The following is a 17,879-nucleotide window of genomic DNA, read 5'->3' on the forward strand; positions in this document are numbered from 1 at the left end:
TTACTCCCCCATGCCGGGATGCACGGGAACAAAATCGACTTTGTTGCCGGAGTTCTGCCGGCCGGCGGATGTCCTGGAGAACCCCCGCGCGTCGAGGCCGTTCTTCGCGCGGAATTCCGCGAGGGCTGCGTCGTAGGCATTGTTGAGGGTCTGCCCTGAGAACTCACCGGTGCTGCCGTCGGTGAAGGCGATCCTGATGCGGACGCTGTTGGGGTAGTGCCGGTTCATCCGGATGAAGCCGTCTGCGTCCTGTTGGAGAGTAATCAAGGGAATCCGCTTTCGTGGTGGGTGCAGCTTCCAGTCTGGCGCAGATTCACTCCGCGCAGGTACCGGCCATGCAGTAAAGAGTGGCTGGGAGGCGCATAGTTGAAGAATGACAGGTCCTTACACCCGGGGCGATTCCTTCACCAGCGAGGCTTCCCGGAAACACATCAGGCGGGCGCTCGGAGACTACGGGGCAACGGACGTTCTTTTCACCCAACGTGGGAACCATAGTGCCATTGCCTTCAAGGGCGGCGGGCGGCAATTCCGGATTGTCCTGCCGCTGTTGCAGTCCGAAGGGCCCCTGGTTATCCGCGGGGACATCGCGGACGGCCCGCTTCACGAGGCGAACGCAAAGGTCCTCGAACGCGCCAACCGCAAGTCCTGGCATGCCCTGGCACTGGCCATCGACGCCAAACTCGCGGCGGCGGCGGCAGGCATTGCCACCCTTGAATCCGAATTCCTGGCCCACGTGGTTCTGCCGGGAAACAAGACCGTGCTCGACGAGCTAGGCCCCGTCATCGACTCTGCCTACCGGTCCGGCCGGCGTCCGTCCTTCGGCGGTCCAGCACACGCTTAGGGCAGCCGCCCTGATCCGTCAGATGGTGGAGAGGGCGCCCTTGGCGCTTTCCACCAGGACATGGGTCCCCGCCTGGACATAGACCACTTCGCCGTCAATCTGGCAGGGTACGGCGTCCCGCGTCGTGAAGGCGTAACTGCTGACGCTGGGCTGGTGCCCAAGCCCCAGCGTGACGGCCCGAAGGGTCATGAGCGCCATCCTCATAAGCCCGGCATGGGGCAGCGTCACCACCTCGAACCGGCCATCGTCCGGGGAGTGCGACTCGCTGACCGTTCCATATTTGGCCATGCGCGAGACGTTGGCCAGGATCAGGCTGTCGAACTTCGCGGTGGCGCCGTCGGCCCGCACCAGCTCAAACGGTCTCAGGCCCGAAAGCGTCCGGGCAACGGAGATGAGTTCCAGGACTTTCCCTTTTCCACCCTTTTCGATCCCGATGGCCATCAGCGGCGTGAGCCCGAACCCCACATAGGAGTGCGCGTACCGGACCTGCTCCCGGTGCATCCCCCGGAAGGTCACGCGCAACAGGTCGATGCGGCGGACGCTGCCCTCACGGATGGCCTCGGTGAGCGGCCGGACCTGCATGCTCCTGTGGTGATCGTTGGCGTTGCCTGCCGGGAGCACAGTGCACACCGCCTTGCTGGCGGGCACGTCCATCACCCCGTTGACCACCTCGTTGTACCCGCCGTCGCCGCTGACCGAGACGATGAGCGGTTCTCCGCTTCCGGCCGCTGACCGTGCCAGGTCCCGGGCGTGCCCCGCGAACTCCGTGGGCAGCAGGACCACCTGCAGGCCCGGAAGGTTCGTGGCAAGCTCCTCCTGCAGTGAATCGATCCGCGCGGCCATCCCGGCCCTCGTCGGATTGAAAATGAGGACGACCCGGTCAAAGGCCGGTGCCCGGTCGTCAGCCATCGTGCCCATCCTCCGGTGCCCTTTGTTGCCTTGGTGCGGTCAGCTCCAGCCTATCCGTGGATACCCCCGTCCTGAAGTTGACCGTGCCGCCGTCGTCCGCAGTGCCTGCCGGACAGCCCCCGGACTGGCCCAGGCAACAGCTACCCCTCGCAGGCCACCCCGTCGGAATCCCCGTCGAGCCCGGACCTGTAGCCTGGCGAACCGGCGTACAGAGGGGCCGCTCCGGCAGCCACCACCTCGGCGCAGTTGGCGTAATAGACCGCGGCAGGAGCAGCGGGTTCGACGGCGGCGGGCGCCACCTGCCCGGGGCACCCGGCAAGGATGCCCGCGATCGCGTCGTGCTCGGCCTGCGTCACCCACAGGCTGTACCGTGCCTTCACCGAAACCTGCCGGGCGACGTACTCGCACCGGAAGCCCTTGTTCGCGGGCAGCCAGGTGGCGGCGTCGCCGTCGCCCTTTTGCTGGTTGGTGGGGCCGTCCGTTGCCTGCAGGTTCAGCGGATCGTTGGCGAACGCCGTCCGCTGCTCCGTGGTCAGCTGCTGCGCGCCCTTCTGCCAGGCGTCGCTGAGCGCCACCACGTGGTCGATCTGCACGGCACTGCTGGTGGTGGTGCCGCGGACGAAGCTGATGGTTGTGCCGGTGTACGGGTCCGCCAGGATGCCGGTCTTGACCGTGCAGGGGACGCTGGTGGTGTAGGTGACCTCGGTCAGGTCCCGCCGCAGGATGTCGTTCCGGGTATCGCAGCCGTTCTGGTCCACGTCCGCCCACGTCGGGCCAAACAGTGCCCGCTCGTATCCGGTCTTGGGCGCGCGGCCCTTCACGGGGAGGGTGGCCAGCAGGTCCGCTGCCTCAACGGCGGCGGACGGCCCGGCCGCCTGTGTTGCGGTGCTGTCCAGGGTGTCGGCAGCTGCCGGGGCACCCCCGGTGAGCAGGGCAAGGACGGCGGCAAGTACGACGGCGGCCGCCGCGCGGGTGCCGGACGCAGGCATGGTTTCAGGCAAGGACGTGGTGATGGACATGCGGTTCCCCAGGTTGTGTGCACGACAGGTTCCGGCGCACAGGCATCATGGCCGTGTTTTGCGCCGAGGAAGAGCCTATGGCCCGCCGTGAACCGGAAAGGTGCGTTTTGGTGGAACTGGGGAAACTCTTAAGGACTCCTGCGCCAACCCTGCGCCGCGGCCGGCGCGGGGCTGGCGCCGTTCCTCACCCGAACAGCGCAGCCACCCGGGTCAGGGTCTGGTAGATCCCGTAGGCCAGCGGGACGCCCACCAGCGCCCAGGCGATGGCGAGTTTGCCGACCGATACTTTGGCGGGCGCCTGCGCGCCGGCGGTGTGTGCAGTGCTCATCTCAGGCCTCCATGGCAGGTTCGTGTGCCCGTCCGCGGTCGGGGCGGGGTTCGTGGAATCGTGCGTCCACCGGCTTGACCATCAGGTTGGCCAGGAAGCCGACCACCAGCAGCGCCACCATGGTCAGCAGCGCCGGCTGGTAGGACGCGGCGTCCAACTGGCCGGGCTTGCCCTGGGCATCCAGGAACGCGTTGACGATCAGCGGCCCGGCCACTCCGGCGGCGGACCAGGCGGTCAGCAGCCGGCCGTGGATGGCCCCCACCTGGAAAGTCCCGAAGAGGTCCCGCAGGTAGGCCGGAACGGTGGCGAAGCCGCCGCCGTAGAACGAAATGATGACGAAGGCGAGCGCCACGTAGAGGAACGTGGTGCTGGACCCGGCCAGCGCCAGCACCGTGTACAGGACGGCGCCGACGCCGAGGTAGACCATGTAGATGCGCTTGCGGCCGGTGACGTCGGAGGTGGCGGACCAGGCGAAACGCCCCGCCATGTTGCCGATGGACAGGAGCCCCACGAAGCCGGCGGCGACGGCGGCACTCACCAGGGACACGCCGTCGGACTGGCGGAAGAAGTCCTGGATCATGGGCGCGGCCTGCTCCAGGATGCCGATGCCCGCGGTGACGTTGCAGAACAGCGCGATCCACAGCAGCCAGAACTGGCGCGTCTTCACGGCATTCTTCGCCGAGACGTTCTCCGTGGTGACCAGCTTGGCGGCCTTGACCTTGGCGGGGTCGAACCCAGCCGGTTTCCATCCGTCGGCGGGGACCTTGATGGTGAAAGCGCCAAAGAGCATGTAAGCAAGGTAGACGACGGCGAGGGTCAGGAACAGCTTGCCCACGGCATCGCCGCTGGCCACCCAGTCCTTGGCGCCGGAGTTGGGATCGTACATCTTGAGCAGCGCCGTGGAGACGGGGCTGGCGATCAGCGCGCCGCCGCCGAAGCCCATGATGGCCATGCCGGTGGCGAGGCCGGGCCGGTCCGGGAACCACTTGATCAGGGTGGACACGGGCGAGATGTAGCCGATGCCCAGGCCGATGCCGCCGATGAAGCCGTAACCGAGGTACACGAGCCACAGCTGGTGGGTGAAGATGCCGAGCGAGCCGATCAGGAAGCCTCCGGCCCAGAACATGGCCGAGGTGAACATCGCCTTGCGCGGGCCGTTCTTGTCCACCCACGTGCCCATGATCGCGGCCGAGAGGCCCAGCATCACGATGGCGATGGAGAAGATCACGCCGATCTCGGTCAGGCTGGCGCCGAAGTGTTTGACCAGGGCGGTCTTGTATACGCTCGTGGCGTAGGCCTGCCCGATGCAGAGGTGGACCGCGAGCGCGGCGGGGGGCACCAGCCAGCGGTTGAATCCCGGCGGGGCAACAGTTCGTTCTCGGTCCAGCCAGCCCATAGATGTTCCCTTTGCTTGTTCGACGACGTCGATGTCTGTTCGCTGCCGCAGCGCATACCCCTCCAGAGGCGAAAGTCCCTCTTATGGCGCTGTGGCCTCCGGCAATCATGGGGCAAATCGTCAGCAAACGTATGATTCTTGCGCCGAGCGGCGGCAAATCCGCGGTGAGCGGCGGCCGGCTTTGTGGCCGCCGGTTGCGCCGGGACAGCAGGAGGCGGGTTCCGGGCGGCAGCAGCTTCACCGAAGCCGCCGCCGGCCCCGCCCCTACCGGTCCGTTTTGACCACCGTGAACAGCACCGCCGAGTCCTCCTCGGCCTCAAGGCTGTGCAGCCCATTCGGGACAATCAGGAGATCCCCGGCCTTGCCCTGCCAGGCTTCACCACCGGACTTCAGCCAGACCGATCCCCTGATCACGTAGACCGTGGCCTCGCCGGGATTCTGGTGCTCGCTCAGCTGCGTGCCGGCACGGAAGGCCATGACCGTCTGGCGCAGCTTTTTCTCATGTCCGCCGAACGCCGTGTCCGCTGCCCGCCCGCTGGGAGCCGCCACCGCTGCTTCGAGCTGCTGGCGGGCCAGGGCATCAATCGATATCTTCTGCATGCGGACACCGTACCCACCGCGGAGAGGCAGTGCCAGAGGCCAGCGTCCCGAGCTCCGCCTGAGGAAGCTCGTCCGCCAACTTGCCCTACAGCTTTGGGATGAGGACCGGGGTGTTTTTCTTGTAGGCCTCGTACTCGGGCTCGCCGCCCCATTTCCGGTCGGCCTTCTTCTCCAGCAGCGGGATGCCGCTGCCCTTGATCAGGAGCAGCGCCACGAAGAGCGGAGACAGCAGGGCCAGCCATTGCCAGCCCTGCAGTACCGGAACGGCGATCAGGAGCACGCCGGTCCAGAGGACAATCTCGCCGAAGTAGTTGGGGTGCCGGGACTTGGACCACAGTCCGGTGGAGATGAAGCGGCCCTTATTGGCCGGATCAGCCTTGAACCGGCCCTTCTGGTTGTCCGCCACAGCCTCGATGCCGAAGCCACCAGCCCACACCAGGAAGCCCGCCAGCGCCCACCCGTCGAGCGCCACCCGGGCGACGGATGTAATGGCAATCCAGGCAGCAGCCGCGGTGAGGACCACCCACAGCCCCTGCACTGTCCAGGTGTTCAGGAACCGGATGAACGATGGCTTGATCTCATCGAACCGGTCATCCTTGCCGTGCTTGCTGACGCGGCGGAACAGGAAGCTCCCCAGCCTTACGGCCCACGCCACCACCATGGCCGCCAGCAGCAGCCCCCGCGCGTCCACACCCGGGGTCAGCACAACCAGGAGCAGGGTGATGGAGATGTAGGTCAGGGCGCCGGTGAGGTCGTAGTACTTCTCGGTCTGCGCCTTGAACGCCGGGATAAACGCCAGCCACTGGATAAGGAACGCGGCCGCCACCCCCAGCGCAAAGAGGGGGAACCCGCCCACGGTGGCACCACCCTGGCTGCCGGCGAACGCGACAAGCGCCCCCACCAGCACCGCGACCACAAAAATGATGAGCGCCTTACGGTCCGAATCCTTCATCAGGGCATTCCTTTCCCAAGCCGGGACGGCAGCCACGCGGTCCCGGCGCACTCCGCTTCTTCAAACTGATTTGATTACAAGGTTATCTAATTACTATATAGACTAGCGAAGATGGGAGGAACCATGAACACACCGTCGTACCATCCGGCCGCCGTCGCCCTTCAGGCTGTTCTGGCGCTGGCCAACGAGACTGAACGCGAAGTGGCGGACAGGTTGGGGCTCAACCTCACCGACTACCGCGCCCTCTCCACACTGTCCCAGTCCGGACCCATGACGGTGGGAAACCTCGCTGTGAAGCTGGGCGCCACGGCCGCCACCACCACCGCGATCGTCAGCCGGCTGCAAAGCCGCGGCTACGCGGAACGCCTCCGCGGCGAAGGGGACCGCCGCCATGTCCACGTCAGTGCCACCGCCGCCGCCTCCCGGGACATCATGAACCTGATGCGGCCCCTCATGGATGCCACCAACCGGCACCTCGAATCCCTGCCTGCCGCCCAGCAGGACGCCGTGGCCGGGTTCCTCCACACCGCCCGGCACCTCATGCAGAACCACCTGAATACCCTTTCGACGAAGGACACCGCTTGAGAGAGTTCTCCACCCCGCTGCTGGTTGAACCGTCCAGCCACCGGAACGCCACGGAGCTGCTGATGCAGCGGTTCAGGACGTCCCCGGACCATGTTGCCTTCGAGGTGCGGGCCCCGGAGGGTGCCATCACGGATCCGTGGCGCCAGGTGACCACGCGGCAGTTCGTCGAGGAGGTGCGCGCCCTGGCCAAGGGCCTCATCGCCGCCGGCCTGCAGCCCGGCGAGTCCCTCGCCATCATGTCGCCCACCCGGTATGAATGGGCAGTGGCGGACATGGCAGCGTGGTTCGCCGCCGCCGTCGTGGTCCCCGTCTATGAAACCTCCGCCCTGCCCCAGGTGGCCGCGGTCCTCGACGACGCCGCCGTGCGCCTGGCCGTCGCCGGCACCGCCGGGCACGCCCTCCTGTTGGAACAGGGCTTTGAACAGGCCGGGCGGACAAACCTGGGCGTCTGGACCATGGACGCACGTCCCGGCGCGGACCTTGCCGAGCTGAAACTGCGCGGCGCCGCCATCCCGGACAGCACCGTTGAGGAGCGGCGCCTGCTGCCGGACCTGAACGCCGTGGCCACCATCGTCTACACCTCCGGCACCACCGCCGCCCCCAAGGGCGCCCTGATCACCCACGGCAATTTCGTGGGCCAGGTGCTCAACGTGGGCGCCGCCTATACGGGCGTGGTCCGCGAAGGCGGCAACACCGTCATCTTCCTGCCCATGGCCCACGTGCTGGCCCGCGGCCTGCAGCTGATCTGCCTGGCCAACGGCATGCGCATCGCCCACCTGTCCGATCCCAAGGACGTGGTGCCCGCCCTCGGGGTCCTGAAGCCCACCTTCCTGGTGGTGGTCCCCCGGGTGCTGCAGAAAATCCAGGCGTCCGCTGCCGGCGCAGCGGCCCGGAAACGCCTTGGGCGGGTATGGGCTGCGGCGCAGCAGACCGCTGTGGAGTGGGGCCGGTTCGCTGAAGCGCACGACGCCGACCCGTCCTTGCGCGCCCCGTTCGGCCTGCGTGCGCGGCACGCAGTGTTCGACCGCGCGTTCTACGCCCGGCTCCGCGCTTTGATGGGCGGCCGTTTGGACTACCTGCTGTCCGGCGCCGCCGCACTGGACGCCGAGCTGTCCCTGTTCTTCCGTGGCCTTGGCCTGCCCGTCATCGAGGGCTACGGCCTCACGGAGACCACCGCGCCGCTGACCGGGAATATGCCGGACGCCATCGCCGCCGGCACGGTGGGCGTCCCGATGCCGGGAACCACCGTGCGCATCTCGGACCGCGGCGAGGTACTGGCCCGCGGCGTGGGCGTGTTCGCCGGCTACCGCAGGCCGGCGGACAACCAGGGCGTGTTCACGGACGGGTACTTCCACACAGGAGACCTCGGCGAGCTCGATGAGCTGGGACGGCTGACCCTCAAGGGCAGGATCAAGGACGTGATCGTCACCGCCGGCGGGAAGACCATCACCCCGGCCATCTGGGAAGGCTATGTGGAGGGTGATCCGCTGGTGGCCCACGCCGTCATGGTGGGCGAGGGCAAACCGTACCTGGGCGGGCTGGTGCTCCTGGACCCCGAGTCCGTCACGGCGTGGGCGGGGCGCGAGGGCTTCGCCGATCTTGCCGGGCTGCGGATCCCGGACGACGGCGGTGCCGTCCGGATCGAGGACGCGCGCCTCCTCAGCACCGTCGGCAAAGCAGTCAGTGCCGCCAACGCCAAACTGGCCCGCTCCGAGCAGGTGCGCAAGTTCGTGCTGCTGCTGGCGGACCTCAGCGAGGCCAACGGAATGGTCACGCCCACCATGAAACTCAAACGCACCGCGTTCACCGAACGCGCCAGCCAGATCGTGGAGAACCTCTACGCCGAGTCAAGGAGCCAGGCATGAACACCCGAACCAAGAGATGGCTGCTGTCCTACGCGGTCACCGCCGTGATCTTCGCTGTGCTGGACCTCGTCTGGATCAGCTTCGTGGCGAGCAACCTTTACCAAAGCCAGATCGGCCACCTGATTGCCGCCAGGCCCAACGCTGCCGGAGCCGTGGCCTTCTACCTCATCTTCGTGGCCGGCATGGTGCACTACGGGGTCCGGCCCAACGACGCACACGCAACGATGCGGCAGCGGGTCACGGGCGCGGCGCTGTTCGGCTTCTTCACCTACGCCACCTGGGCGCTGACCGCGTTCGCCGTGCTGAAGGACTTCCCCGCCGTCGTCGCCGTGACGGACGTCCTCTGGGGCGCCGCTGCCTGCGGCCTGGTCACCTGGCTGACGGCCACGGTCCTGCACCGGGTCCTGGCGAAGGGCCGCGCGTCCTAGGCTGCTGAAGCCCCGACAGTCCGCACTGTCATCAGGACCTGGACAGGCGGACTGCCGTCAGCTTGTATTCGGGACATCCGGTCACCTCGTCCTCCACCCTGGAGGTGAGGCTATTGACCGATGCGCCGGGGAAATGGAAGCCGGCGAACACCTGGCCCGGTTCCACCTCGTCGGTGATCCTGGCCTGAAGGACTGCCGTCCCGTGCCTGCTGCCCAGCCGGACCGGATCGCCGTCGTTCAGTCCCAGGGCGGCGGCATCCCCGGGTTCGATGTCCACCGTCTCGTCTGCGCTCAGGCGCAGGTTGCCGGTCCGCCGGGTCATACTTCCGGAGTTATAGTGCTCCCCCCTGCGCCCGGTGATCAGCAGGAACGGAAACTCGGCGTCGCATTGTTCGCCCGGGGGCAGGTAGTTCCTCGCCGCCAGGTGGGCCAACCCGTCCGGGGTAGCAAACCTCTCCTGGTACAACCGGGGGGTTCCCGCCGAGTCGGCGGACCCGCACGGCCAGTGCAGAGGCCCTTCGCGGTCCAGGCGGGGGTGCGAGATACCGCCAAACAGCGGCGCCACGGCAGCGCATTCGGCCATGGCTTCAGCCGGTGTGGCGCAGCCAAGGTCCGCGCCCATCCTGCCTGCAACCGCATGCAGCACCGCAAAGTCGGTGCGGACGCCGGCCGGGGGCTCCACTGCCTGCCTTACCCGCTGGAAACGCCTGTCGAAGTTGACGAATGTGCCGTCCTTTTCCAGCCAGGCGGCCACGGGGAAGACGACGTCGGCCGCGGCGGCCGTCGCGGAGAGGAACAGGTCGTTGCAGATCACCAGCGGGCACGCCTCCAGGGCCGCCCGCACGGCCGTGCTGTCAGGGTCCGTGGTGAGAACGTCCTCGCCTATGACCCACAACGCCTGCAGCGACCCTGCCCGGGCGGCATCGAACATCTGCGGGATCCTGAGCCCTGGCAGGGGCGGCACATCGACCCGCCAGGTCCCGGCGCACCGGGCCCTGGCCGCAGGGTCCAGGACCTTCTGGTAACCCGGCAGCAGGTCCGGCAGGGCGCCCATGTCGGACGCGCCCTGAACGTTGTTCTGGCCGCGCAGCGGGTTCACCCCTCCTCCTGCACCCGGGCCCACGGCGCCGCGCAGGAGGGCAAGGTTGGACAGCGTCCGGACACCGTCCGTGCCGTGGAGGTGTTCCGTCACGCCCAGGCCGTAAAAGATGGCCGGCGCCAGCGCCTGCCCGTACAAAAGGGCCGCCTGCACGAGGTCGTCCGCCGGGACACCGGAAATCGCGGCCACCCGCTCCGGCGGGTAGTCTTCCAACAGCCCAAACAGTTCCTCGTAGCCGGTGGTATGCAGGTCCAGGAAGGCGGTGTCCACCAGGCCCTCCCTGACCAGGACGTGCGCGAGGCCGTTGAACACGGCCACATTGGTCCCCGGCCTGGGCCTGAGGTGGACGTCGGCGTACCGGGCCAGCGAGGTACGCCGCGGATCCACCACCACCAGGCGGGCGCCGTCCATGACGCGCTGGAAGATGCGGGATCCCACCACCGGGTGGGCCGCCGTCGGGTTCGCCCCCACCAGGAGGACCGCATCGCACCGCTCCAAATCGTCGAACGGGTTCGTCCCGCCGCCCAGCCCGAACGTGGCGGCCAGGCCGGCCGCGGAAGGGGCATGGCAGAGCCGGGAACAGTTGTCCACGTTGTTGGTCCCCATGACGGTCCGGGCGAATTTCTGGGCCAGGTAGTTCTCCTCGTTGGTGGCCCGGGCAGAGGAAATCAGGGCAAACCCGTCTGGTTGTCCGTCCCGGATGCTGCCGAGGCGTGCCGCCACGAACCCGACTGCCTCTGTCCAGGTTGCCGGGGTCAGCGTTCCGTTACGGCGGATCAGCGGGGTGGTGAGCCGGTCTGCGGAACCGAGGAAGCCGTGGGCAAACCGCCCTTTGACGCAGGCGTGGCCGCGATTGACCGAGCCGTCCCCGGCGGGCTTGACGGTCATGATGGTGTTTCCGCGCGTCGAGACTTCCAGGCTGCAGCCCACGCCGCAGTAGCCGCAGGTGGTCAGGGTCTGCCGCTCAAGCGGCAACAGATTGAGCAGCCCCGGTTCGGACAGGGCTCCGGTGGGGCAGGTGTCCACGCACGCCCCGCAGGAGACGCAATCGGATTCCGCCCAGGGACCGCCTGTACCCGGCGCCACCACGGTGCCGGCCCCGCGGCCCACGAGCGTCAGCGCGAACGTACCCTGGATTTCTGCACAGGCACGGACGCACCGGCCGCAGGCAATGCAGAGATCACGGTCAAGCTTGACGTAGGGGTGCGAATGGTCGACGCCCCGCTCCGGCGGCAGGACAACTCCGGACGGAGCAGCCACCCCGTACTCGGCGCATTGGCGGACCAGTTCGCTGCGGTCGGCTGGAATGTCCAGCGCCCGGGGAGGCAACCCGGCGACGATAGCCTGCAGCGCAGCACGCCGGACTTCGCGGGAGGCCTCGACGTCGATGCGCAGGCCGTCCTCGGCCGGGGTGCTGCAGGCGGCGGCCAGACCCCTGCCGTTGACGTCCACCAGGCACGTCCGGCAGGACGCCACCGTGCTGAGCCGGTCGTCGTGGCACAAAGCGGGGAGGGCGAGGCCCGCCGCACGCACCGCTTCAAGCAGGGTGGCTCCGGACGGCACCTCGACGGCTGTGCCATCAATGAACAGTTTCACTCCGGCCACCCGGCAAGTCCGTAGACGCGGGCGAGGCTCCGTGCGGCGGCCGGCACGCGGCGGCCGAAGGCGCACAGGCTGCCCGCCGCCATGGTGCGCAGCACTTCGCGGCGCTCATGTTCTACTGCAGCACCATCCGGCAGCGCCGCGAGGGCACGGCCGCGCCAGGCCCCCACCCGGCAGGGCGAGCACTGCCCGCAACTCTCCTCCGCGGCGAACTGCCAGAGGTTCTCCAGCACCTGCCCGCCGGTGACCCTGTCATCGAAGGCGACGATTCCCGCGTGGCCCAGCGCGGCCCCGCGCGTGGCCAGGGCCGCGTTACTCAGCGGCAGGTCGAGATCCCCTGGGCCAAGGAAGCCTCCCAGCGGGCCCCCTATCTGCAGGGCGCGCAGTATCCGGCCATCGCGGAGCCCGCCCCCGAGAACCTCCACGATCCGCCGCACCGGCGTGCCGATCTCCACCTCATATGCGCCGGGCCGGAGGAAACGCTCGGACAGGCAAGCGAGCACGGTGCCGGACTCATCCGCAGTCCCCAGCGCAGCGTAGGCGGCTCCGCCGTGCTGCACGATCCACGGGACCGCACTCAAGGTTTCAACGTTGTTGACCACAGTGGGACGGCCGCCGAGTCCGCGCGCGGTGGGAAACGGCGGCCGCGGACGTACGGTCCCGCGCAGGCCTTCGAGCCCGTTGAGCAGCGCCGTCTCCTCCCCCGAGACGTAGGACCCGGCGCCTTCAGCCACGTGGAACTCCAGGCTGGACCCGCTGCCCGCCGCATCCGGGCCGAGAAGTCCTGCGCTGCGCGCTTCAGCCACTGCCTCCCGCAGCCGGGCGGCAGCGTGCGGGTACTCGGAACGGACAAACACGATTCCCGTGGCGGCGCCGACGGCGAAGCACGCCAAGGCGAGGCCCTCAAGCACCCGGTGCGGATCCTGTTCCATCAGGAGGCGGTCGGCGTAGGAACCCGGATCGCCCTCGTCCCCGTTGGCCACCACCACTCGCGGCGCAGGGTGCTCAAGCGCTGCCCGCCATTTCGCGGCGGCGCGGAATCCGGCTCCGCCCCGGCCCCGAAGCTGCGCGACGTCGACCTCAGCCAGGACATCGCCGGGTGCTGCTGCGGCGGCGACGCCCGGCCAGACGGACCAGGGCGGCGATGCTCCGAGCAGTCCCGCGGTCACCACAGGGACCCGGGCATCGCTGGCCACCGGAATGGGTGGGGCCTCCGGCGGCACCGATCCACGCAACTGCGCTGCCAGCCCGGGCCCCGCATGCGGGACCACGCCATCCAGGGCTGCGGGACCGGAGAAGCAGTAGCCCAGGCAGCGCACTGCCTGAAGCGAGACGGATCCATCCCCGCTGCAGGTGCCGCTCTGCACCCCGAGCGCCTCTTCCACCTCGGAAACGTGCGTGCCGCCGGTGGCAGCGAAACAGGCCGCCGCAGTGCAGACCCGCACATGCCGGGACCCGCGGGGAGCTGCGAAATCGGCGAAGAAGGATGCCGGCCCCTCGACCGCTGCCGCAGGCAGGTTGAGCGTCCGGGCTATGTCCCTGGGGGTGCTGCCGGAGTTCCGGAGGGCGTCCGGGACTTCATTCACTGGCCGGCCGAAACGGGTGGCGTACCGGCGGAACGGATCGTCATTGTTCCGGTCCCTCCGGCCATCCATTGCTGCGCCCGGGGGCGCGGGGCTGGGCTCCTGCATGTCTCCAACCATGGCCGCTCCGGCCCGGGCGGGGAAAGGGCCGAAAGTCCCTCGGGGAGGAGTCCAGCTGGCGGGACTTTCCCCATGGTTCCGGCTGGCAGGACGCCCTGCGCCGCCACGGCCGGAAGCGTAACCCGCACGGCACCATTCGATAGTGTCTGAGCATGGACGTGGATACGCTGCTCAATTTCCTGTTGGTCCTTTTCTTCGTGCTGCTGGGCGGGGTGTTCGCGGGGACGGAAATGGCGCTGGTGTCCCTCCGCGAGAGCCAGGTGCGCCGGATGGAAAAATCGGGGAAGCGCGGGGCCCGGATCGCTGCCCTGGCCGGCAACCCCAATCGTTTCCTCTCCACCGTGCAGATCGGCGTGACCCTGTCCGGTTTCTTCTCGGCCGCCTACGGCGCGTCCACCATCGCGCCCGACGTCGAGCCCCTCCTCGAGGGAATCGGGTTCGGCGCAGCGGCCGAACCTGCTGCGTTCATCGGCATGACGCTGCTGGTGGCCTACCTGTCCCTGGTGCTCGGCGAACTGGTGCCCAAGCGCCTGGCGATGCAAAGCGCCGTCGGCTTCACCAAGGTCCTTGCCCCGCCGCTGGGGGTCCTCTCCCAGATCATGCGCCCCGCCGTCTGGCTCCTGTCCGTCTCCACGGACGCCGTGGTGCGGCTCTTCGGCGGCGACCCGCACGCCAGGCAGGAGAGCGTCAGCTCCGAAGAACTCTGGGACATGGTGGCCGAGAGCGAGGAACTGGAGGAACACAGCCGGAGCATCCTCAGCGACGTCTTCGGGGCCGGCGACCGCTCGCTGCAGGAAGTGATGCGGCCGCGCACCGACGTGACCTTCATCGACGGCAACCTCACCATCGCGGCCGTGCGCAGCATGGTCCGGGACGGCCCGTTTTCACGGTATCCGGTCATCGACCGAACGCCCGACGACGTCCTGGGCTTCATCCACGTCCGTGACCTCATGCCCCGGGACGGGAAGTACGACGACGGGCTGGTGCGTGACATCGCGCGGGAGATCCTCCCGCTGCCCGGCACCAACAAGGTTCTGCCCTCACTGTCGCGGATGCGCAGGCTGGGCCAGCACATTGCGCTGGTGGTGGACGAATACGGCGGCACGGACGGCATCGTCACCCTGGAGGACCTGGTGGAGGAACTCGTGGGCGAGATCTACGACGAGTACGACACCGGGGCCGAACCCGAGGACCGCGTCACCAGGACCAACGGGGCGGTGGACGTGGACGGCGGGCTGATCCTGCAGGAGTTCGAATCGGCCGCCGGCATCAAACTGCCGGAAGGGCACTACGAGACGGTGGCCGGGTTCGTCATTGACCGGCTGGGCCGCCTCCCCCGCGTCGGCGACAAAGTGGAGGTGGCCGGCCACGTGCTGACCGTGACGGCGATGGACCGGCTGCGCATCTCCCGCATCCGCGTCACTCCCGCCGGCGGGTAGCCGGGCGTAGACCGGCGCCGCCACGGACGGTGCGCGGAAGCATTCTCAGTAGTATTTCCGGCTGTCGTGCTGGGGCGGGCGGTCCCCGGAGTCCAGGTGTCCGGTCCACGTTTGGGTCCGGTGATCGTACTTTCCGCATCGCGTGCACCGCCGGCGGAAGGTCCCCTTGGGTTCCTCTTCAAGTAACCAGTGATGTCCCAGGTTCAGCTTGCAGAGCAGTTTCGTAAGCATGATGAAATCCATCTCAAAAGGCACGGTAGGAACCGGGCCGGAACCACCGGAGCCGGCTAAATTCTACGCGCCTGGGGACGGCGCATCCACTGTAATTTCATTGGCAGCACCGCCTCACGCCGCCAGCCGGCACCACCGGGACCTCCAGGCGTTCCTTTGCGTGGTCCCGGTGGCATAAGGCCCGGCCTCATGCCGTAAGGTCCCTGCGGCGGAGGGAGAAGGCCGCCAGTCCAGTCCCAAGCGCGGCAACGGCAACCAGGCCCAGCGCCCCGGCCTGGTTGAAGGGCTCCACCGGCATGGCAGAGGAGTGCCGGAACGGGCTGGCATCCTGCAGCCACAGCGGCAGGCCGAACAGCTCCCCGAACTCTCCCAGGACAAGCCCCGCTGCCAGCCACCCCCACCCCAGGAGGATGCTGAGCCGGGGCGCCAACGCGACGGCCGCCGCGGCGGTTGCCAGGAACACCAGAGCCGCGGGAACGTAAGCCAGGGCCGCAGGAACCAGCGACCACGCCGGACCGCCGGCGGCACCTGACATGCCAAGGCCGACGGCGGCAGCGGCGCCTGCCGTGGCGGTGACGCCGGTTGCGGAGGCCGCAGCGATCAGCACGTTCGCGCCGAGCCAGCGGGTCCGGGAGGCCGGCGTGGCCAGCAGCAGTTCAGCCCTGCCCTCGGACTCCTCAGCCCGCATCCTGAGCACGGCCTGGATGCCTGCAGCCGCTGCGAACACTCCGGCGATGCCCAGCAGGGCGGTCACGAACACGTCGATGAGCCCGGCCCGGCCGCCCGGGACAAGCCGGTCAATGAGTTCCTTGATGGGAGCCATGCCGGACACGGTCTCGGATACCAGGGGGCCAAGGGCCCCTGCAACGGCACCCAGGGCCGCCGCACCGACGCACCAGCCGGCCAGCGTAGAACGCTGCAGGCGCCAGGCCAGGCCGACAAATGATGTGCCTCCCACACCGGCACGCTCCCTGCCGTTGCGCTGGATCAGCAGGCTGGCGCCCACGTCCCGCCGTCGCCGAATCACCAAGGCGACAGTTCCCAGGGCCACGGCGGCAGCGAGCGGCACCAGCAGCATGGACGGATCCGGGCTCGTGAACGGCCGCGAGCGCTGGCCCCAGCCGATGGGCGACAGCAGCGACGGCCAGGCACTTGACACGTGGAGCAGGTCCGCAGCCGGCGTCCCCAGTGCGTCGCCCAGGCCGCGGAGCAGGTACGCCGCACCCACCAGGCCCGCCGCGGCACCGTTCGCGCTCCTGCCCGAGGGCAGCACTTGGGCGGCCACGGCGGCGAGGCCCACAAAGCAGGCACCGACTGTTCCGACGGCGGCCCCGGCCCCCGCGGCGCCCCCGCCAGGCAGTCCGGCAGCGATGAATCCGGCGGCGACGAAGACAGCCAGCACCAGGTTCGCGACGGCGCCCAGCACAAGCGTTGCCATCAGGGACGCTGCCCGCGGGGCGGGGACGGACCCCAAGAGTTCAGCCCGTCCGAGTTCCTCGTCCGAACGCGTATGGCGCACCACCAGGAACGTGCTCATCAGGCTGGCCAGGACCGCGGTGAAGGCGTAGGCCGTGAAGAAAACCACCGGACCGGTGCCGGTCCCGTCAGGGAGGCCGCGGAGGAACAGGAACGCGGGATTCGATGCCGCCACAGTAAGGATGGCCGCCTGCGATGACTCATTGCCGAACTGCGTTGCCACGGCAGCCGAGGTGGCAAAGCAGAGCAGCGAAATGCCCAGGATCCAGACCGGCAAGGCCACCCTGTCCCGCCTGGCCTGGAACAGGACCAGCCGCAGCACGCCGTTCACTACCGCACCTCGCTGCTGCGGTTGCTGCGGCCCTTGCCGGCGCTGTTTCCCCCGCTGTCGCCGTCGCTGTAGTGCCGCAGGAACAGGGATTCCAGGGACGGCGGCGCCACGGAGAGGCCGGTGACCCCCGGTTCCGCAATGGCCGCCAGCACGGCGCCCAGATCCGAGGGATCGGCGTCGAACTCCGCTGCGCCGTCAGTGATGCTCAGCCCGTGAGCTCCGGGCACGGCAGCCAGCCGCACACCGTCGGACAGTCCCGTTACGCGGAAATGCGTACGCTGCAGGTGCCTGAGTTCGCCCAGGGTGCCCGTTTCCACGGCCACTCCGGACCGGATGATGGTCAACCGGTCACACAGCTGCTCCACCTCGCTGAGGATGTGGCTGGACAGCAGCACCGTGGCGCCGTCCCCTGTCACCCGTTCGATCTGGCGGCGAAACACGGCATCCATCACCGGGTCCAGGCCGGCGCTCGGCTCGTCCAGCAAGTACAACCGCGCCGGGCGGGCAAACGCTGCAATCAGGGCGACCTTCTGCCGGTTGCCCCTCGAATAGGTCCGGGCCTTCTTCCGGGGGTCGAACTCAAACTCCTCAACGAGCTCGCGGCGCAGATTCTCGTCCGCGCCGCCGCGCAGTCCGGTGAGCAGGTCGATGACTTCCCCGCCCGAAAGGTTCGGCCACAGGCTCACATCGCCCGGAACATAGGCGACGTCCCGGTGCACCGCCTCCGGATCGGCCCAGGGATCGAGCCCGAATACGCGAACCGAGCCTGCTGTGGGACGGATGAGCCCCAGCAGTATCCTCAGCGTGGTGGATTTGCCAGCCCCGTTGGGGCCGAGGAACCCGTGGACCTCCCCCGCTGCCACGCTCAGGTTGAGGCCGTCCAGTGCCTTGGTCCTGCCAAAGTGCTTCGCAAGACCGCGGGCTTCGATGACAGGTTGTGCTGTATCCATGAGCCGTCTGCTCCTCGGGTCCGTCACGCGAACGCCCAAGGCGGCGCCGGGGCGTTCCGAAGGCGTTTGCCTACGGGCCGACCAGGCTTCCCGGCTCTCCGTTCCTCAGCATACAAGCGTCCCGC

Annotated in this window: 17 protein-coding genes; 5 read left to right on the forward strand and 12 right to left on the reverse strand. The window is 68.5% G+C overall.

The genetic code is table 11. The features are described 5' to 3' along the window. Complete coding sequence (locus PV768_RS01850) at nt 1-267, reverse strand: hypothetical protein (protein WP_323056390.1); 267 nt, start codon at nt 265-267, stop codon at nt 1-3. Between the two features lie 106 nt (nt 268-373). Here PV768_RS01850 and PV768_RS01855 point away from each other — a divergent pair, with 106 nt between their 5' ends. After that, on the forward strand, nt 374-841 hold the full coding sequence (locus PV768_RS01855; protein WP_321215517.1) for a hypothetical protein: 468 nt from the start codon (nt 374-376) through the stop codon (nt 839-841). An 18-nt stretch (nt 842-859) separates the two neighbouring features. Here PV768_RS01855 and PV768_RS01860 read toward each other — a convergent pair whose 3' ends face one another. From PV768_RS01860 to PV768_RS01885, 6 genes are all read right to left on the reverse strand, one after another. Continuing rightward, nucleotides 860-1,750: a diacylglycerol/lipid kinase family protein gene (locus tag PV768_RS01860; protein WP_321215516.1), complete on the reverse strand. Its 891-nt coding sequence runs from the start codon at nt 1,748-1,750 to the stop codon at nt 860-862. A 140-nt stretch (nt 1,751-1,890) separates the two neighbouring features. Beyond that, entirely contained in the window at nt 1,891-2,769 is an 879-nt protein-coding gene (locus PV768_RS01865) for a GmrSD restriction endonuclease domain-containing protein (protein WP_321215515.1), read from the reverse strand. Between the two features lie 184 nt (nt 2,770-2,953). After that, on the reverse strand, nt 2,954-3,097 hold the full coding sequence (locus tag PV768_RS01870; RefSeq protein ID WP_197432416.1) for an MFS transporter small subunit: 144 nt from the start codon (nt 3,095-3,097) through the stop codon (nt 2,954-2,956). A gap of 1 nt (nt 3,098) precedes the next feature. Next, nucleotides 3,099-4,493: an OFA family MFS transporter gene (locus tag PV768_RS01875; protein WP_157238925.1), complete on the reverse strand. Its 1,395-nt coding sequence runs from the start codon at nt 4,491-4,493 to the stop codon at nt 3,099-3,101. Between the two features lie 264 nt (nt 4,494-4,757). Continuing rightward, on the reverse strand, nt 4,758-5,093 hold the full coding sequence (locus tag PV768_RS01880; RefSeq protein ID WP_157238926.1) for a cupin domain-containing protein: 336 nt from the start codon (nt 5,091-5,093) through the stop codon (nt 4,758-4,760). An 85-nt stretch (nt 5,094-5,178) separates the two neighbouring features. Beyond that, nucleotides 5,179-6,045 carry a DUF1295 domain-containing protein gene (locus tag PV768_RS01885; protein ID WP_321215514.1) on the reverse strand — a complete coding sequence of 289 codons (867 nt, stop codon included), beginning with the start codon at nt 6,043-6,045 and terminating at the stop codon, nt 5,179-5,181. Between the two features lie 123 nt (nt 6,046-6,168). On the opposite strand from PV768_RS01885, the gene PV768_RS01890 reads away from it, so the two are divergent. From PV768_RS01890 to PV768_RS01900, 3 genes are read left to right on the forward strand one after another with little or no spacing between them, the layout of a single operon-like run. After that, a complete protein-coding gene (locus PV768_RS01890; protein WP_421092108.1) occupies nt 6,169-6,630 on the forward strand; it encodes a MarR family winged helix-turn-helix transcriptional regulator in 462 nt (153 codons plus the stop codon). Then, nucleotides 6,627-8,495 carry an AMP-dependent synthetase/ligase gene (locus PV768_RS01895; protein ID WP_421092109.1) on the forward strand — a complete coding sequence of 623 codons (1,869 nt, stop codon included), beginning with the start codon at nt 6,627-6,629 and terminating at the stop codon, nt 8,493-8,495. The genes PV768_RS01890 and PV768_RS01895 overlap by 4 nt, the downstream gene beginning before the upstream one ends. Further along, nucleotides 8,492-8,923 carry a DUF2177 family protein gene (locus PV768_RS01900; protein WP_421092110.1) on the forward strand — a complete coding sequence of 144 codons (432 nt, stop codon included), beginning with the start codon at nt 8,492-8,494 and terminating at the stop codon, nt 8,921-8,923. Before PV768_RS01895 ends, PV768_RS01900 begins: the two co-directional genes overlap by 4 nt. Before the next feature lie 31 nt (nt 8,924-8,954). On the opposite strand, the gene fdhF is transcribed toward PV768_RS01900, so the two are convergent. Then, a complete protein-coding gene (gene fdhF, locus PV768_RS01905) occupies nt 8,955-11,618 on the reverse strand; it encodes a formate dehydrogenase subunit alpha (RefSeq protein ID WP_421092111.1) in 2,664 nt (887 codons plus the stop codon). Next, nucleotides 11,615-13,315, reverse strand: a complete 1,701-nt coding sequence (locus tag PV768_RS01910) for an NAD(P)H-dependent oxidoreductase subunit E (RefSeq protein ID WP_421092112.1) — start codon at nt 13,313-13,315, stop codon at nt 11,615-11,617. Before PV768_RS01910 ends, fdhF begins: the two co-directional genes overlap by 4 nt. A gap of 164 nt (nt 13,316-13,479) precedes the next feature. On the opposite strand from PV768_RS01910, the gene PV768_RS01915 reads away from it, so the two are divergent. Beyond that, a complete protein-coding gene (locus PV768_RS01915; RefSeq protein ID WP_421092113.1) occupies nt 13,480-14,766 on the forward strand; it encodes a hemolysin family protein in 1,287 nt (428 codons plus the stop codon). Between the two features lie 45 nt (nt 14,767-14,811). Here PV768_RS01915 and PV768_RS01920 read toward each other — a convergent pair whose 3' ends face one another. From PV768_RS01920 to PV768_RS01930, 3 genes are all read right to left on the reverse strand, one after another. Next, nucleotides 14,812-15,009 carry a DUF1660 family phage protein gene (locus PV768_RS01920; RefSeq protein ID WP_323056398.1) on the reverse strand — a complete coding sequence of 66 codons (198 nt, stop codon included), beginning with the start codon at nt 15,007-15,009 and terminating at the stop codon, nt 14,812-14,814. A 175-nt stretch (nt 15,010-15,184) separates the two neighbouring features. Continuing rightward, nucleotides 15,185-16,804, reverse strand: coding sequence for an ABC transporter permease (locus tag PV768_RS01925; protein WP_421092114.1), 1,620 nt, complete (start codon nt 16,802-16,804; stop codon nt 15,185-15,187). Next, entirely contained in the window at nt 16,804-17,754 is a 951-nt protein-coding gene (locus PV768_RS01930; protein ID WP_421092115.1) for an ATP-binding cassette domain-containing protein, read from the reverse strand. The genes PV768_RS01925 and PV768_RS01930 overlap by 1 nt, the downstream gene beginning before the upstream one ends. Nucleotides 17,755-17,879 lie beyond the last annotated feature (125 nt).

The organism is Pseudarthrobacter sp. CC4, from assembly GCF_048957775.1.
Classification (GTDB): domain Bacteria; phylum Actinomycetota; class Actinomycetes; order Actinomycetales; family Micrococcaceae; genus Arthrobacter.

Coding starts and splice junctions, on each gene's coding strand:
- PV768_RS01915 (WP_421092113.1), top strand. CDS start 13,480: ATGGACGTGGATACGCTGCTCAATTTCCTGTTGGTCCTTTTCTTCGTG.
- PV768_RS01870 (WP_197432416.1), bottom strand. CDS start 3,097: ATGAGCACTGCACACACCGCCGGCGCGCAGGCGCCCGCCAAAGTATCG.
- PV768_RS01890 (WP_421092108.1), top strand. CDS start 6,169: ATGAACACACCGTCGTACCATCCGGCCGCCGTCGCCCTTCAGGCTGTT.
- PV768_RS01865 (WP_321215515.1), bottom strand. CDS start 2,769: ATGTCCATCACCACGTCCTTGCCTGAAACCATGCCTGCGTCCGGCACC.
- PV768_RS01910 (WP_421092112.1), bottom strand. CDS start 13,315: ATGCAGGAGCCCAGCCCCGCGCCCCCGGGCGCAGCAATGGATGGCCGG.
- PV768_RS01880 (WP_157238926.1), bottom strand. CDS start 5,093: ATGCAGAAGATATCGATTGATGCCCTGGCCCGCCAGCAGCTCGAAGCA.
- PV768_RS01860 (WP_321215516.1), bottom strand. CDS start 1,750: ATGGCTGACGACCGGGCACCGGCCTTTGACCGGGTCGTCCTCATTTTC.
- PV768_RS01875 (WP_157238925.1), bottom strand. CDS start 4,493: ATGGGCTGGCTGGACCGAGAACGAACTGTTGCCCCGCCGGGATTCAAC.
- PV768_RS01930 (WP_421092115.1), bottom strand. CDS start 17,754: ATGGATACAGCACAACCTGTCATCGAAGCCCGCGGTCTTGCGAAGCAC.
- PV768_RS01900 (WP_421092110.1), top strand. CDS start 8,492: ATGAACACCCGAACCAAGAGATGGCTGCTGTCCTACGCGGTCACCGCC.
- PV768_RS01885 (WP_321215514.1), bottom strand. CDS start 6,045: ATGAAGGATTCGGACCGTAAGGCGCTCATCATTTTTGTGGTCGCGGTG.
- PV768_RS01855 (WP_321215517.1), top strand. CDS start 374: ATGACAGGTCCTTACACCCGGGGCGATTCCTTCACCAGCGAGGCTTCC.
- PV768_RS01920 (WP_323056398.1), bottom strand. CDS start 15,009: ATGGATTTCATCATGCTTACGAAACTGCTCTGCAAGCTGAACCTGGGA.